Origin of the sequence: Paralcaligenes ureilyticus, assembly GCF_004346225.1 — a bacterium.
GTDB classification, from domain to species: Bacteria; Pseudomonadota; Gammaproteobacteria; order Burkholderiales; family Burkholderiaceae_B; genus Paralcaligenes; species Paralcaligenes ureilyticus.
Window position 1 is genome coordinate 67,401 of sequence record NZ_SMAJ01000012.1, and the last position, 14,531, is coordinate 81,931.

Genomic DNA, 14,531 nt, shown 5'->3' on the forward strand with positions numbered 1-14,531 from the left:
GAGTCAGCATGCACGAATCCGCACATGAAGAGTTGCGAACCCTGCGCGATCTATTGCGCTATGCGGTTACCCGATTCAATTCATCCAGGCTGGCCTTCGGCCACGGCAGCGACAACGCGTGGGACGAAGCGGTATACCTCTTGCTGCACACGCTTCATCTGCCGCTCGATACCCTGGACCCGTTTCTCGACGCCCGCGTCCTCCCGCCAGAACGCGAACGCTTTCTGAAACTGATAGACCGGCGCACCGATGAACGCCTGCCCGCCGCCTACCTCACGGGTGAAGCCTGGCTGCAGGGGCAGCGATTCTTTGTCGATCAGCGCGTCATCGTGCCGCGCTCGCCCATATCCGAATTATTGGCGCAAGATTTATCGCCCTGGATCACCAAACCCGAAGATGTCGAGTTCGTGCTCGATCTGTGCACCGGCTCGGGCTGCCTGGCGGTGTTGGCCGCACTGGCCTTCGACAACGCCCAGGTCGACGCCGTCGATTTGTCTGAACGCGCGCTGGAAGTGGCCGATCAGAATATCGAACACTTCGGCCTGGACGGGCGCATCACCACGCATCGCAGCGATCTGTTCGATCAACTGCCGCATTGCGAATACAACCTGATCGTGTGCAATCCTCCCTACGTCAACAACCACTCGATGGAAGCCTTGCCGCCCGAATTCCGCCATGAACCCACCATGGCGCTGGCGGGCGGTGAAGACGGCATGGACCTGATACGGCGGCTATTGCACCGCGCCCCCGACTTCATGGCGCCGGACGGCTTGCTGGTGCTGGAAATCGGCAATGAGTACGAGAACTTCATTGCCGCTTTTCCCGACCTGGATCCTGTCTGGCTTAGCACCGAACGCACCGAAGACCAGATCCTGCTGCTAACCCGGGACCAATTGGCATCGTGATTCGCGCCACCGGACTGACACTGCGCCGCGGCGCCAAAGTGTTGCTCGACGATACCGACTTTGTGGTGAATCCGGGTGAACGGCTGGGCATCGTAGGCAAGAACGGCGCGGGCAAATCCACCTTGTTCGCACTGTTGCAAGGAACCCTGGATGCGGATGCCGGCACACTTAGCATCCCCAGCCACTGGCGCATTGCCAGCGTCGAGCAGGAAATCAGCAACAACGCCGTGGCGGCGCGCGAATTCGTCATCGATGGCGACACCCATCTACGCGCGCTGCAGGCCGAGCGGCTGGCGACACCGGATACTAACGGCCAACGCATTGCCGAGCTGGAAGCGGCACTGGTCGAGGCCGATGCCTGGAGCGCCGCCTCGCGCGCCGAGCAACTTCTGGCGGGCCTGGGATTCACCCCCGAACAATGGTCAAGCCCGGTCAGCGATTTTTCAGGCGGCTGGCAAATGCGGCTGGCGCTGGCACGGGCTTTGATGGCACCTTCGGAGTTGCTGTTGCTGGACGAGCCCTCCAACCACCTAGACCTGGACGCCATGCTGTGGCTGGAACGCTGGTTGGGCGCGTACCAGGGAACCGTATTGCTGATCTCGCACGATACGGAATTCCTGGATGCGGTGGCCAAATCCATCCTGCACTTTGATCACACAAAACTGGTGCGCTATCGCGGCGGGTACGAAGATTTTCTGACCCAACGCGCCGAACGCCTGCGCCAGACCCAGCTTGCCTGGGACAGGCAAACTCGGGAAACCGCCCGGCTGCAAAGTTTTATCGACCGGTTCAAGGCCAAGGCCACCAAAGCCAAGCAGGCGCAAAGCCGCGTCAAGGCCCTGGCTCGCATGGAGGCGCTGGCACCGCTGCACGCCGAAGCGGGCATCGATATACAGCTACCGACGCCTGACAGCATGCCCGACCCGTTGCTGATTCTGGACAAGATCAGCACCGGCTACCGGCTGCCGACAGGCGAAGTCAAGACCGTGCTGCGCGACGTGCAGCTTATGGTCCGCGGCGGCAGCCGCATCGGCGTACTGGGCGTGAACGGCGCGGGTAAAAGCACGCTGATTAAAACGCTGGCCGAAGAATTGCCGGTGCTGGCGGGCGAGCGGCGGGCTTCCAAGGGCCTGGAAATCGGCTACTTTGCCCAACATCAACTGGACATGCTCGACCTGGACGGCACACCCATGCAGCATCTGCAGCGCATCGCGCCGCAAGCCCGCGAACAGGAACTACGCAATTACCTGGGCGGCTTCGGCTTTGGCGGCGATACTGTCCATAGCAGGATTGCACCCATGTCGGGCGGCGAAAAAGCGCGCCTGGCACTCTCGCTGATCGTTTGGCAAAAGCCTAATTTATTACTGCTCGACGAACCGAGCAATCACCTGGATGTCGACACGCGCGAGGCGCTGGCTACGGCACTGGCCGAATTTGCCGGCAGCGTATTGCTGGTCTCGCACGACCGCCACCTGTTGCGCACGACTGTGGACAATTTCTGGATTGTGGCCGATGGCACAGTGCAAGAATTCGACGGCGACCTGGAAGACTACCGCAACTGGCTGGTCACACGCGCCGCAACAGCCCGGACCCAGATTCGCAGTCAAGCCGAACCGGACGGAGCCGATGGCGGCACCGTCGACCGCAAGGCCCAGCGCCGGCTTGAAGCCGAGGAACGTCAGCGCCAGGCGACGCGTCGCAAACCCATCGAGGCAAAAATAAAAAAGATCGAAACCGAGCTGGAAATCATCCGCCTGCGCCTGCAAACCCTGAACACCCTGATTGCCGATCAGAATTTCTACGCGCAGGAGCGCCGCGACGAACGCATCAAGGTGTTGGGCGAACACGGTGAGCTAAGTAAAAAATCCGGCGAGCTTGAAGACCAGTGGCTAATGCTGCATGAGGAGTTGGAAGAGCAGGAAGCGCAGGTGTAGACGTGGGGAGTTCGGCGCGTGGGGGGTAATGGGTTGTTCGGTGCGCAGGGGCATTCAGGCTATTCGCCGGTAACGTGATCTGGTTGGGTTGATGGCAGCCACAAGGGCTGCCCCTACATGAACGGCGGGTACGTTTTTTTTCGACCGGTACGTTTTTGCGACCGGTACGTTTTTGTAGCGGCAGCCCTTGTGGCTGCCATGCCTGTCAACTACCCTCTTCCCCGCATCCCCCTCTATTTAGCGGCACGCCTGACAAACAACTCGAACTCCTTCGTTTGAGGGTTCCCGAACATGGCCTCGGCCTCGCCGGTTTCCCGAATTTTGCCTTCGTGCATAAAAACAATCGTGTTGGCCACTCGCCTGGCAAAACTCATTTCATGCGTAACCAGCAACATCGTCATCCCATCGCGGGCAAGCTGTTCAATGACGGCCAGCACCTCTTCGGTCAGCTCAGGATCGAGGGCGGAGGTGACTTCGTCAAAAAGCATCACGCGCGGCTGCATCGCAAGTGCTCGCGCAATCGCCACGCGCTGTTGCTGGCCACCCGATAGCTTATCGGGATAGGCGTCAATTTTGTCGAGCAGGCCAATACGGTCAAGCACCTGCTCGGCGACAGCCCGGCCTTCGCGCTTGCCAACCCCGTTGACCAGGCCGGGCGCGAGCATGATGTTTTCGGCAACCGACAAATGCGGGAAAAGGTTGTAGCTTTGAAACACAATGCCCACATCGCGCCGCAATTCACGCAACTTGGCCGGCTCGTAATCCATGGCATGGCCCGCGATCTCGATGCGGCCTCCATCGATGACTTCCAGGCCATTCAGGCACCTTAGCAGCGTGCTCTTGCCCGAGCCGCTGCGCCCAAGAAGCGCCACCACCTGGCCGCGCTCCACCTGCATCGAGACTCCTTTCAGAACTTCATTGGAATCGAATTTTTTTCGAACGTTTTCAATGGTCACGATAGACACGAAATTTTTCCTCCAGGCGACGGCTAGCGCGCGACATCGGATAACAAATAGCCAGGTAAATCAAGGCGACGACGATGAATACCCGAAATGGCTCGAACGTCACGTTATTGACAAGCTGCCCGGCGCGCGTCAACTCGACGACGCTGACGATGGACACTATCGAGGTGTTCTTGACCAGTTGCACCAGAAAGCCAACCGTCGGGGGTAACGCAATTTTTATCGATTGAGGCAATATGATGTGGCGATACTGCTGCCCCTTGGTAAGGGCCAAAGAAGCGCTGGCCTCCCATTGCTGACGCGGAACGGATTGAATGGCGCCGCGCCAGATGTCGCCAAGATAAGCGCTGGAATATACGGATAACGCCATCGAGGCCGCAACAACAGGCGGCAGCTCGAGGCCGGCCTGCGACAAGCCGTAATAGGACAGAAACAGAACCATCAGCACCGGTATGCCCTGGACAATGGCGATATACGCCCTGGCCAACTCGCGCATCACGGGGTTTGCCGCCACACGGGCCAGGGCAATACACAGACCCAATGCGCCTCCGATCGTCGAGGCGGCGATCGTCAGGACCACGGTCCAGCCGGTCGACTGCAACAGGAACAGAACCTCGTCGAACCCGAATGGCCGGATCATGACGGCACCCCCACACCCGATTCAGGCCGGGATGCCGGACGCTTGCTCGGCGATTGCGAAAAGAGAAAATGGCCCAGAATGGTCAAGCCGACTTTAAGCACCAGCGCGAGCGCCAAATAAAGCAGCGAAGCGATGATGTAAACCTCGAAGCTGCGAAACGTCAGCGACTGGATGATGGCCGCGCCACCGCTCAGTTCTTCGACAGAGATGAATGAACACACACTGGAGGTGAGCATGATGAGAATGAATTGACTAACCAGCGACGGCCAGACCTGAGCGACGGCCGGTTTAAGAATGATGTGATGGAAAACCTGAAACCGCGTCAACGCAAGCGAAAGCCCTGCCTCTATTTGGGAGCGGTGTATGGATTCAATCCCGGCGCGGAAGATTTCGGCAGTATAAGCACCCAGGTTTATCGTCATCGCCAGTAGTCCGGCATACTCGGCCGGAATCAGGATGCCCACGGCGGGCAGGCCGAAGAAAATAATATAGAGCTGTACCAGGAACGGCGTGTTGCGGATGAGCTCGACATAAAGATCGATGGGCCATCGAGACGCGGCCGGCAACATGCTGCGCGTCATCGCGGCCAGAAGGCCGACCGAGCCGCCAAGGCAGATCGCCGCAGCCGACAGCTTGATCGTTAGCCAGAACGATCCGAGCAGTACCGGGGCTTGGGCCAGGACGGGGGCGAATTGCAGTTCAAATGCCATAAAAACCTATAAAACGGCGTGAAGGCCGCGCCTGGCCAGTCAGGGCCCAGGCACGGAGGATCGCGGAATCAGAACACCGGCATGCCCGCGGGCAGCTTGTGGCCTGTCCATTTCACGGCGATATCGTCCAGCTCGCCGTTTTGCTTCACATAAGACAGTGTGGTGTTTAGCCATTGACGCAGTTCAAAAGCGTCGCGCCGCACCGCTATCGACATGTACTGATTGAAGAACGGGAACTTGACTTCGATATCGGCATCGGGCCGGGCCTTTTTAAGTTCTTTAAAAATAGTCTCGGGAATGGCAACGGCATCGGCCTGATGCGAAATCAGCGACTGAGCCGCAGTCAGGTCATCGTCGAAGCGCGAATAAACCGTCCCTTTGGGTGCCGCACGTGTCAGCGCGACCTCCTGGGGCGTGCCTCGCGCCACAGCCACTTTTTTACCTACCAGGTCGGCCAGCGATTTGATCTTGCTGCCTTTAGGGCCCACGACAACCAGCTCGAAGGTGCTATAGGGCATCGTGAACATGACCACCTTGGCACGCTCCGGCGTAGGCGAAAGCGTTGCAATGACCAAGTCCACCTTGCCGGCCTCGAGCGCCGGAATGCGGGCCGGTGTCGTATACGCGGTAATCTTGGCGGGAACGCCCAGATACTTGGCGAACAGATTGGCAACGTCGACATCGTACCCCTGCACCGCACCCTTGGCGTCGACGAAACTGAACGGCGGCGCCCCGCTGTTTACCCCGATTTGAACATTGCCGCGCTTCACAATGTCGTTGACCGACTGCGCATTCGCGACTGCGCCAGCCGCCAGCATCACTGCCCCTAGTAGTACGCCCAACAGAGCGCCTTTTTTCATTTTCATACCTCACTCCTTTAAGATGCTAAAGCCTGGGAATCAACAATCCCCCATCGATATCGACCGCAATCCCGGTAGCAAAGGGAATGAGGCCGCAAACTAGTGTGGCGACGGCTCGGCCAACGTCTTCGGGCTCGCCCCAGCGCCGAATCGGCGAGATGCCTTGCTCGATCAACAGGCCGTATTTGTCGCGCACCTCGGCGGTCATGTCGGTGCGGATCAGGCCGGGCCGGATCTCGAACACCGCGATACCCGCCTCGGCCAGGCGCACGGCAAAGAGTTTGGCCGTCATGGATAGGCCAATCTTGGACACGCAGTACTCGCCCTTCTCGATGGAGACGAGCTCTGCGTTGGACGACGAAACGATAACGATGGAGCGCCCGGCTGTCGGCTGGCCGTCGGCCAGCATGCGCTGCGACACGTGCTGCGTCAGAAAAAAATTGCCACGTAGATTGATACCGATGATTTCATCGAACCGTTCGGGCGTCACATCGAGCAAATCGCCGCGCATCCGAACCTGAACACCGGCGTTGTTCACCAGAGCATCCAGGCGCCCGAACCGTTCGTAGGCCGCATCGACGAGGGTGCCATGCCCGGCAACGTCGGAGATATCGGCAAGCACGAACTCAACGCGCGCACCACGCGCATCCGCCCCTTTCAGAGTCTCGTCCAGGGCCGGATCGGCGACTACGTCGTTAAGGACCAGATCGAAGCCTGCCTGGGCCAGTTGATAGACGATCGCCCGTCCAATGCCGCGGCGCCCACCGGTAACAATCGCCACACGGCGATCCTGCGAGGCCTTATCCATGGACCGCCCCCAGCACCGCGCCATCGGCATCGAACCGGGCCACCGCGGCGGCCGGCGCCGCAACAATGCGGCGGGCAACGAGGTCGTCGATTTCGGCCTCGCCCATGCCTATTCCAGCAAGAATCTCACGCGTATCGGCCCCTGCGTGAAGCGCGATGCGACGTACGGGCAGCGGCTGGCCATCGTAGCGCACGGGATTGCTGATCAGGGTGACATCGCGGCCCATCAACTCGACTTTTTTGAATACCTGGTTATGCACTACCTGAGGATCGGTTTTGAGATCTTCATAATCCTGCACCGGCGCATACCAGAGCGACAGGCGATCAAATCGTTGCGCCAATTCGGCATACGCCAGGGCACGCACGGCATCGGCGACCGCGGCCGCGTAAATGTCGCGATCATCGTAACGATCCAGCTCGATGAGCTCGGCCAGGCGATGGCTATTCAACGCCTCGGCAAGCTGGGCCGGATCGTTCAACCCAATCGCCAGGAATTTGTCGTCGCTGGTCCGATAAACCCCGTAAGGCGCCTCGTGAAACCACGTGGCAAGGTTGCGTTGACGGCGATAGGATTGCGGCCCGGCACCGCTGTTGACATAGGCTACCAGCGCCTCAACCTGAAGATCAATGCCGGCGTTAAGCAGGCTTGATTCGACCCGCGTACCCTTGCCGGTGGTCAGCTTTTTCACATAGGCAGCAATGACCGCCATCGCAAGCAGCAAGCCGCCATGCTGGTCGACGACGGCAGCACCCACCACCTTGGGATCGGTGAAGCGTTCGCCGGTACCCGCGGCCAACCCGCAACGCGCCTGAATGAGAAGGTCCTGGCCCGGGCTGTCTTTCATGGGGCCCGACGAACCAAACCCCGTGGCCGAAGCATAAATCAGCCCTGGGTTGATTTTTTGCAGCGCCTCGTAACCGAACCCCAGGCGATCCAGCACCCCAGGGCGAAAATTCTCGACAACGGCATCGCAATGGGCCGCGAGGCGGTGGACGATGTCCCTCCCCTCGGGGGATTTCAGATCGACGGCCAGGCTGCGTTTATTGCGATTGGCGCAAAGATAAAACGAACTGACCCCGTCGATAAACGATTTCGCACCCGCCCAGTGTCTTTCGTGCGCGCCGGCCAGCGGCTCGATTTTAATGACCTCGGCACCGAGGTCGGCAAGATATTGGGTTGCGGCGGGCCCCTGCAAGTAGTGGCAAAAGCTCAGGACCTTCATCTGCTCCAGCATGCATACATTCCTTCAAAGACGTGATTCGATGGAATCGATTTCATAACGAAGCATATCTTCAGGCAAAACCAATGTCAATATAGGGTATTTACCATAGTTGATTTATTGGAATGATTCATTGTGGATGGCTGGAATCGATCGCACTGATGCTATAGTTCCAGTGTTTCTGAAATAAGCCAATCGCGAAAAATGCCCCGATATCCCGTCACCAAACCATCGACCAAGCCGGCGCAGCCACGTGACAGCACTCGCAACGTTCTACTGAAGGACGTCGCGGCAGCAGCCAAGGTTTCAGTAACGACGGCATCCAGAGCCCTCTCCGAGCCGCAAAAAGTTCAAGCAGAGACCCTGGCCCGGATCAAGGCAGCCGCCGCCAAGCTGGGCTATATGCCCAACGGCGCCGCGCGCGCGTTACGCTCACGCCGCACGCGGCTCATCGGCACAGTGCTGCCCACCCTCGATTACGCCATTTACAGCCGTCAAATCGAGGCTCTTCAACAGACTCTCGGCAAGCATGGGTACTCGCTGCTGGTCACGTCATCGGGTTACTCCCGGCTGGAAGAATTCCATCAGGCGCGCACGCTCATTGAACGCGGCGTTGAAGGGCTGGTTTTGATTGGCGGGTCCCATCACCCCGACCTCATCTCAATGCTCGAAGAACAGGAGATTCCGTCCATCGACACGTACGTTTACCATCCCACAGGGAGCCGATCCTGCGTGGGCTTTGACAACGTCACCGTCGTCGAAAAAGTGATCAATCACCTGATCGACCTTGGCCACACGCGCATTGCGATGATCGCCGGCATAACGCGGGATAACGATCGGGCGAGCGGCCGCGTCACCGGCGTACGGGCTGCCCTGAAAAAACGGGGCCTCTCGCTGCCCGCGCACTACCTCATCGAAAAGCCCTATCAAATTGCGGCCGGCCGGGAAGCCCTGCGAACACTGCTCTCGGTCAAACCCCATCCAACCGCCGTGTTCTGCGCCTCCGATGTGCTGGCGTTTGGCGTACTGGTCGAATGTGCAAGCCAGCATATTGCCGTACCCCGTCAGCTATCGGTCATCGGGTTTGACAATCTCGAATTCTGCGCCCACCTGCCCCCGGGCATGACGACCATCGAGGTTCCCGCAGCCGCCATGGGCGAAGGGGCCGCCCGCCACCTTATCGCGCGGCTTTCGGGCAGCACCGAAAGGGCCTATGTGGAACTGGAAGCCAATCTTATCTTGCGCGGAACGACCGCCCCGCCGGCCCCATAATGCCGCGCGGCGCCAGGAATGGCGCCGCGGTCCACCGCTATTTTCCTACATATCGCGGGGGGCGCTTTTCGAGAAAGGCGCGCATTCCCTCTGCCCGATCCTCGGTCTCAAAAACATCCACCACCCTATCGCGCTCGAACGCCAGGCCTTCCGCCAGCGGCAAGGCGTAGGCAGCAAGCGCGGCGCGCTTGGCCAATTGAACCGACAGCGGCGGACGCGACGCAATGAGCGCCGCAATCTCGACGGCGCGAGCCACCGTGCGCGCCGTCGGAACCACCTCGGACACCAGCCCCGCCTCATAAGCGCGTTGCGCCGAAATGCGCTCTCCGGTCAGAATCATTTGCAAGGCCAGCGATTTGCCCACGGCGCGCGGTAACCGCTGCGTTCCGCCGTCTCCGGGGATTACGCCAACGGTAATCTCGCCCTGGCTAAAGGACGCCTCCTCGCCGGCGACAACAATGTCGCACAGCAAGACAAGCTCGCAGCCCCCGCCAATAGCCGGCCCATTAACCGCGGCGATAATTGGTTTGGGAAAATCCTGAATTTCGCGCCAGCGGTCAAGACGCTCGCCGTCCAGGTACCAATCGACACCGTGCTCCGCCATACCCGATATATCGGCGCCAGCCGAAAAAATGCGAACCGACCCCGTCAGCACCACACAACGAACCGCAGAATCGGCCGCCGCCGCGCGTAGACACTCGCACAAGCGAACGACGGCCTCCTTGCTTAGCGAGTTGGCTTTCGAAGGCCGATTCAGCGTCAACACAAGCACGCCCTCGCTCGGCGTGCCCGAGAGCACCAATTCGTCGGATCCCGGGACGCTGGAAGATTTGATAGACATGGAGATCAGGCCGCCGCGGCGTACACCGTTTCGCGAGTAAGCCCTGCCTTGTCGAGCCAGAAGGCGAGACGATCCGCGTCCTTGATCGCCTTCAAAGGTGGGCGGACATAGGCTGCCGGCAACCTGCCCAGCATAACCAGCGCTTCCTTCATGCGCGCTTGCCAGTCGATGTAGGGCTTGTCGTAGAACGCCTGGACAGCGGCATAAACCCGCTCGCCAACCGCGGCGGCCTGGGCCTTATCGCCCTGCTCGTAGGCGCGAAAGAGGGCAACCTGCAGATCGGCGATAACGCTGCCCGCGCCCGAGATAATGCCGCGCGCGCCCATGGCAAGCGACCCCATCAGCCAGGAAGAATGGGTGGTCAATACGTTTACCGGCCGCGTCAGGGAATGCAATGTGCGAATCTGCTTTTCGTGCAATGCGGGCTCGGAGCAAAGGTCCTTGATTGCCACGATCGTCGGCACGCTCTCGCAGACCTCGACCAGTGTTTCCAGAGCAAGTTGCAGCCCGGTCCATTTGGGAAACTGAAAGAGGACAATGGGAAGATCCGTGGCATCAGCCAGGGCCCTGTAATAATCGACAAAGAGTTCCGGCCTGTCCTCGCCGCGGAACATGAGAACGTTGGGCGGAAACGCCAGCAGGGCCGCCGCCCCGCCGGCTTGCGCCATGCGCGCCAAACGCTGCGCCTGGAGCGTGCTTTCTGTATAAACGCCGCAGATGACCGGCAAGGTATTGCCTACCGCGTCCATGGTTAAATCCAGCGCCTGCTTTTGCTCATCGAAAGACAGCGCGTGCACTTCGGCCGAATGGCCGTTGATGGTAAGCGCGGCCACGTCGGGCACGCCGGCGAGATCGCGCAGGTGCCGCCCATAGGCCGCCGCATCGATTGAAAAATCGGATTTGAATGGCAAAAGCACCGCAGGTATCACACCGCGCGGCGTAAAGACCGGCTTCACAGCTATCATTTCTGCTCCATTATTTTGGATTATCGGGTTTTTTGATAATCTATGGTATCGATTTCATTGCCTGGCGTCAAGGATCGATTGCGCAGGCCGGAGTCAGCAGTCGTAGCTGACCAGGACCAGGTCAACGGCTTGCTGACGTGTAGGAATAAGCGCCTGATAGGCGGGCGAGTTGTGCCATCCGGCCACCGCCTTCGCATCCGGAAACTGAATAATCACAACGCCGGTGTGCGTATGCGCGCCGGCAAGTACGGTATTGGTTTGGCCACGCAGCACCAGACGTCCGCCCCACGGAATAATGGTGGCGGGCACCTTGCTGCAATATTCAACCCATTTGCCCGCATCCTTGACCGTTACGTGGCCGACAATGCACGCGGACATCGCCGGGATTTGTTGGGGCTTGGAGCTGCTATCGTTTTCCATGATTTCTCTCTTTAGTTAATGGGGGGTGGCACCCACAAGGGGTGCCGCTACAGAAACCAGCGTCTGAATCTTGGCGCCCGGACTTTGTAGCGACAGGCCTCGTGCCTGTCATCTATGCAAGATATCGTCTCAATTATCAACGATCTTGGCAGCCACAAGGGCTGCCACTACATGCGACAGATACGTTTTCTCCAACGACAAACTCTCGGGAATAAGCATATAAGGCATAACCAAATATCTTTATATTCGTTTTGTGTTTAAACAATCGTCCTTAGAATTAAAACACTATAAACCCGAATCGAAGATAAGCCTCATGAGTCGCCTTGCCATACAAACCGTTGAAAGTGCTCCCGCCGAAGCCAAAGCACGCCTGGACGCTGCGCAGAAAAGCAGCGGCTTTTTGCCTAACCTATTGGGCGTGCTAGCTAACGCCCCCACCGCGCTCGAAACGTATCAGACGGTGAGCGCGATCAATGCGCGCACCAGCCTGTCGGCCACGGAACGCGAGGTGGTGCAGATTACCGCGGCCACCCGCAATGGCTGCGGCTTTTGCGTCGCGGGCCACACCGCCATTGCCCGCAAAAAAATTCAAATGCCTGAAGAGCTGCTGATCGCGCTGCGCGGCACGAAGGCTTTAACCGACCCCAGGCTAAACGCCCTGGCCCTGTTTACGCTGGCGATCATTGAACACAAGGGCCGCGTATCCGACGACGAGCTCCAGGGCTTCCTGGCGGCGGGCTATACACAAGCCAGCGCGCTCGAAGTGGTATTGGGTGTCAGCCTGGCCACTCTGTGCAATTACGCCAACAACCTGGCGCAGACCCCCATCAATACCGAACTTGAAGCGTTTGCCTGAGCCGACACAATCATGACATCGTCCAATGCTGCGGAATCGCTGCTCGATGCGGTGAAAGCACAGATCAAAGCCGAACTTGCCCCCATCGCCCAGGCCATCGATGAAGATGGCCTTTTCCCTGCCGGCTACCTCCAGAAACTGGGTGCTTTGGGAGGCTTTGGGGCGAGTGTTCCCATCGAATACGGCGGCCTGGGGCTCGACCTGTCCACCCAAATCGACGTCACGGCTGAAGTCGGCCGTGAATGCGGATCGACCGCATTCCTGGTGTGGTGCCAGTCTATTTGCGCCTGGTATTTGCAGCACTCACCCAACGAAGCCGTGCGTGCGCGTTACCTCGCGCGCGTGGTCAAAGGGTCGCTGTTATCGGGCACCGGCATGTCCAATACGGCCAAACATCTGGCCGGAATCGAAAGACTCTATCTACGTGCCCGCCGCGACGGCGATGACTACATTGTCGACGGTACCCTGCCCTGGGTCTCCAACGTCGGCGCCGAGCATCTGGTTATCGTGGCAGCCGAGGTCGAAGCCGAAGGCTATGTCATGTTTGCCGTGCATGGCAGCGCGGCAGGCTTGGGCTTGCACCCCTGCCCCGAGTTTTCCGGAATGGAAGGTACACAAACGCTAAACCTGCGCTTCAAAGATGTCCGCATTGAAGCCGCGGACGTACTGGCCCACCCTCGCCAGTTTGTCCAATACATGCAACGCATCAAGGCTGGATTCATTTTGGGGCAGACGGGCATGGGTTTCGGCGTTATCGAGGGCTGCCTGAAAACCATACGCGAAAGCAATATCAGCCACGGACACGTCAATTTATTTCTTGACGCGCAAGGCGCCGAGCTGGCTGCCGAGCTGGCCGAAATCAAGACGGCGGCCAGCGCATTGGCCAAGCAGGCCCAACATGGCATCGCACCTTTGCTGCCCGTACTGAAAGTGCGTGCACAGACATCGGAGCTCGCGCTCAAGGCCGCCAACTCGGCCATGTTGCACGCCGGAGCCCGCGGCTATCTGATGCGCCATCCGGCACAGCGCCGCTTGCGAGAAGCCGTGTTCGTTGCCATCGTCACGCCCGCGCTGAAACACCTGCGCAAGGAAATCCACGATCTCGAAATCCATCAGCCGCATGCCGAGGCCGCGTGATGACGCAATGGATGTGCGGCCCTTGCGGTTATATCTATGATGAAGCGGCAGGCATGCCTGAAGATGGCATCCCCCCCGGCACCCCATTTTCGGCGATTGCCGATGATTGGGTTTGCCCGGACTGCGGGGTTACCAAGGCCGACTTCTTTCTTATTCCCGACTAAAGATGGACATGCCACTTCACGCCTCGCCGGCCCGCAATATCGTCCTCGATGCCAATGGAATCGAGCTGAGCTACCCTCAGGAAAATCGGGCAAGCAATACTGTGCTGCACGATTTTTCGTTGCAGCTGGCGCAAGGCGAAATTGTGGCGGTACTGGGTCCCAGCGGTGTAGGAAAATCGTCTTTGCTGCGCGTACTGGCCGGTCTGCAAGCGCCGGACAAAGGCATAGTGCATGTCAAGGGCGAACCACTTCGCGGCCCGCATCCGCGCTTGAGTTTTGTCTTCCAGGACCCCAGCCTGCTGCCCTGGCTGACTCTGGAAGAGAACGTTGGCTTTGGCCTGGACTTCACCCATCAGGCGCCCATTACCCGTGACGAAAAGCAGCAACGCGTACGCGCCGCCATTGCCGAAGTCGACTTGCAGCGCGCCTCCCAACGCTATCCGGCGGAACTGTCCGGCGGCATGGCGCAGCGCACGGCGCTGGCCCGAAGCCTCGCCCGGCAGCCAGAGATACTGCTTCTGGACGAACCATTTAGCGCACTCGATGAAATCACCCGCGGCGAGATGCAGACCTTGCTGCAGCAAATTACCGTGCGCCGCCAGGCATCGGCAATTTTGGTGACACACGATATCGACGAAGCCCTGATTCTGGCCGACCGCATTTTGCTTATCGGCCGCTACCCGGGGCGTCTGATCGGCCAATGGCATATCGATCAGCCCCATCCGCGCGATGAGGCCGCGCCCGAACTCATTCACCTACGGATCGAAATCGTTGCGGCGCTGCGCGATGCTCGCCGCACCGCGCCTCACCACGCTCACCTGGACTCTTGAGAACCATC

The 14,531-nt window shown here is 59.5% G+C and carries 16 protein-coding genes; 7 read left to right on the forward strand and 9 right to left on the reverse strand.

Annotated features, from left to right (window positions below):
* Positions 1–8: 8 nt before the first annotated feature.
* On the forward strand, positions 9–905 hold the full coding sequence (gene prmB, locus EDC26_RS14450; RefSeq protein WP_132583846.1) for a 50S ribosomal protein L3 N(5)-glutamine methyltransferase: 897 nt from the start codon (positions 9–11) through the stop codon (positions 903–905).
* On the forward strand, positions 902–2,839 hold the full coding sequence (locus EDC26_RS14455; protein ID WP_132583848.1) for an ABC-F family ATP-binding cassette domain-containing protein: 1,938 nt from the start codon (positions 902–904) through the stop codon (positions 2,837–2,839). The genes prmB and EDC26_RS14455 overlap by 4 nt, the downstream gene beginning before the upstream one ends.
* A 233-nt stretch (positions 2,840–3,072) precedes the next feature.
* Here EDC26_RS14455 and EDC26_RS14460 read toward each other — a convergent pair whose 3' ends face one another.
* From EDC26_RS14460 to EDC26_RS14485, 6 genes are all read right to left on the reverse strand, one after another.
* Complete coding sequence (locus tag EDC26_RS14460; protein ID WP_132583850.1) at positions 3,073–3,804, reverse strand: amino acid ABC transporter ATP-binding protein; 732 nt, start codon at positions 3,802–3,804, stop codon at positions 3,073–3,075.
* On the reverse strand, positions 3,785–4,441 hold the full coding sequence (locus EDC26_RS14465; protein WP_132583852.1) for an amino acid ABC transporter permease: 657 nt from the start codon (positions 4,439–4,441) through the stop codon (positions 3,785–3,787). Before EDC26_RS14465 ends, EDC26_RS14460 begins: the two co-directional genes overlap by 20 nt.
* On the reverse strand, positions 4,438–5,151 hold the full coding sequence (locus tag EDC26_RS14470) for an amino acid ABC transporter permease (protein ID WP_132583854.1): 714 nt from the start codon (positions 5,149–5,151) through the stop codon (positions 4,438–4,440). The genes EDC26_RS14465 and EDC26_RS14470 overlap by 4 nt, the downstream gene beginning before the upstream one ends.
* A gap of 68 nt (positions 5,152–5,219) precedes the next feature.
* Positions 5,220–6,017, reverse strand: coding sequence for a transporter substrate-binding domain-containing protein (locus EDC26_RS14475; RefSeq protein ID WP_132583856.1), 798 nt, complete (start codon positions 6,015–6,017; stop codon positions 5,220–5,222).
* Positions 6,018–6,036: 19 nt separating this feature from the next.
* Positions 6,037–6,819: a 3-ketoacyl-ACP reductase gene (locus EDC26_RS14480; protein ID WP_207915162.1), complete on the reverse strand. Its 783-nt coding sequence runs from the start codon at positions 6,817–6,819 to the stop codon at positions 6,037–6,039.
* A complete protein-coding gene (locus EDC26_RS14485) occupies positions 6,812–8,053 on the reverse strand; it encodes a CaiB/BaiF CoA transferase family protein (protein WP_132583860.1) in 1,242 nt (413 codons plus the stop codon). The genes EDC26_RS14480 and EDC26_RS14485 overlap by 8 nt, the downstream gene beginning before the upstream one ends.
* 189 nt (positions 8,054–8,242) lie before the next feature.
* On the opposite strand from EDC26_RS14485, the gene EDC26_RS14490 reads away from it, so the two are divergent.
* Positions 8,243–9,310, forward strand: a complete 1,068-nt coding sequence (locus EDC26_RS14490) for a LacI family DNA-binding transcriptional regulator (RefSeq protein ID WP_132583862.1) — start codon at positions 8,243–8,245, stop codon at positions 9,308–9,310.
* 37 nt (positions 9,311–9,347) lie between these two features.
* Here the strand turns inward: EDC26_RS14490 and EDC26_RS14495 are convergent, their stop codons facing one another.
* The 3 genes from EDC26_RS14495 to EDC26_RS14505 all read right to left on the reverse strand — a co-directional run bounded on the left by EDC26_RS14495 (position 9,348) and on the right by EDC26_RS14505 (position 11,536).
* The gene (locus EDC26_RS14495) at positions 9,348–10,151 is read right to left on the reverse strand and encodes an enoyl-CoA hydratase-related protein (RefSeq protein ID WP_132583864.1); all 804 of its coding nucleotides are present in this window, start codon (positions 10,149–10,151) and stop codon (positions 9,348–9,350) included.
* A 5-nt stretch (positions 10,152–10,156) separates the two neighbouring features.
* On the reverse strand, positions 10,157–11,116 hold the full coding sequence (locus EDC26_RS14500; RefSeq protein WP_132583866.1) for a dihydrodipicolinate synthase family protein: 960 nt from the start codon (positions 11,114–11,116) through the stop codon (positions 10,157–10,159).
* 93 nt (positions 11,117–11,209) lie between these two features.
* Positions 11,210–11,536, reverse strand: coding sequence for a DUF1330 domain-containing protein (locus tag EDC26_RS14505; protein WP_243700925.1), 327 nt, complete (start codon positions 11,534–11,536; stop codon positions 11,210–11,212).
* A 313-nt stretch (positions 11,537–11,849) separates the two neighbouring features.
* Between EDC26_RS14505 and EDC26_RS14510 the strand changes: the two genes are divergently transcribed.
* Genes EDC26_RS14510 through EDC26_RS14525 form a run of 4 tightly spaced genes read left to right on the forward strand, consistent with a single transcriptional unit; the run spans position 11,850 to position 14,523 of the window.
* Positions 11,850–12,392 (forward strand): carboxymuconolactone decarboxylase family protein, encoded by a 543-nt coding sequence (locus EDC26_RS14510; RefSeq protein ID WP_132583868.1) that lies wholly within the window; start codon positions 11,850–11,852, stop codon positions 12,390–12,392.
* Positions 12,393–12,404: 12 nt separating this feature from the next.
* Positions 12,405–13,529, forward strand: a complete 1,125-nt coding sequence (locus EDC26_RS14515) for an acyl-CoA dehydrogenase family protein (protein WP_132583870.1) — start codon at positions 12,405–12,407, stop codon at positions 13,527–13,529.
* Positions 13,529–13,693, forward strand: a complete 165-nt coding sequence (locus EDC26_RS14520) for a rubredoxin (protein ID WP_132583961.1) — start codon at positions 13,529–13,531, stop codon at positions 13,691–13,693. The genes EDC26_RS14515 and EDC26_RS14520 overlap by 1 nt, the downstream gene beginning before the upstream one ends.
* A gap of 8 nt (positions 13,694–13,701) precedes the next feature.
* Positions 13,702–14,523 (forward strand): ABC transporter ATP-binding protein, encoded by an 822-nt coding sequence (locus tag EDC26_RS14525; protein WP_132583872.1) that lies wholly within the window; start codon positions 13,702–13,704, stop codon positions 14,521–14,523.
* Positions 14,524–14,531 lie beyond the last annotated feature (8 nt).

Coding starts and splice junctions, on each gene's coding strand:
- prmB (WP_132583846.1), top strand. CDS start 9: ATGCACGAATCCGCACATGAAGAGTTGCGAACCCTGCGCGATCTATTG.
- EDC26_RS14465 (WP_132583852.1), bottom strand. CDS start 4,441: ATGATCCGGCCATTCGGGTTCGACGAGGTTCTGTTCCTGTTGCAGTCG.
- EDC26_RS14470 (WP_132583854.1), bottom strand. CDS start 5,151: ATGGCATTTGAACTGCAATTCGCCCCCGTCCTGGCCCAAGCCCCGGTA.
- EDC26_RS14475 (WP_132583856.1), bottom strand. CDS start 6,017: ATGAAAATGAAAAAAGGCGCTCTGTTGGGCGTACTACTAGGGGCAGTG.
- EDC26_RS14480 (WP_207915162.1), bottom strand. CDS start 6,819: ATGGATAAGGCCTCGCAGGATCGCCGTGTGGCGATTGTTACCGGTGGG.
- EDC26_RS14485 (WP_132583860.1), bottom strand. CDS start 8,053: ATGCTGGAGCAGATGAAGGTCCTGAGCTTTTGCCACTACTTGCAGGGG.
- EDC26_RS14490 (WP_132583862.1), top strand. CDS start 8,243: ATGCCCCGATATCCCGTCACCAAACCATCGACCAAGCCGGCGCAGCCA.
- EDC26_RS14495 (WP_132583864.1), bottom strand. CDS start 10,151: ATGTCTATCAAATCTTCCAGCGTCCCGGGATCCGACGAATTGGTGCTC.
- EDC26_RS14500 (WP_132583866.1), bottom strand. CDS start 11,116: ATGATAGCTGTGAAGCCGGTCTTTACGCCGCGCGGTGTGATACCTGCG.
- EDC26_RS14505 (WP_243700925.1), bottom strand. CDS start 11,536: ATGGAAAACGATAGCAGCTCCAAGCCCCAACAAATCCCGGCGATGTCC.
- EDC26_RS14510 (WP_132583868.1), top strand. CDS start 11,850: ATGAGTCGCCTTGCCATACAAACCGTTGAAAGTGCTCCCGCCGAAGCC.
- EDC26_RS14515 (WP_132583870.1), top strand. CDS start 12,405: ATGACATCGTCCAATGCTGCGGAATCGCTGCTCGATGCGGTGAAAGCA.
- EDC26_RS14520 (WP_132583961.1), top strand. CDS start 13,529: ATGACGCAATGGATGTGCGGCCCTTGCGGTTATATCTATGATGAAGCG.
- EDC26_RS14525 (WP_132583872.1), top strand. CDS start 13,702: ATGCCACTTCACGCCTCGCCGGCCCGCAATATCGTCCTCGATGCCAAT.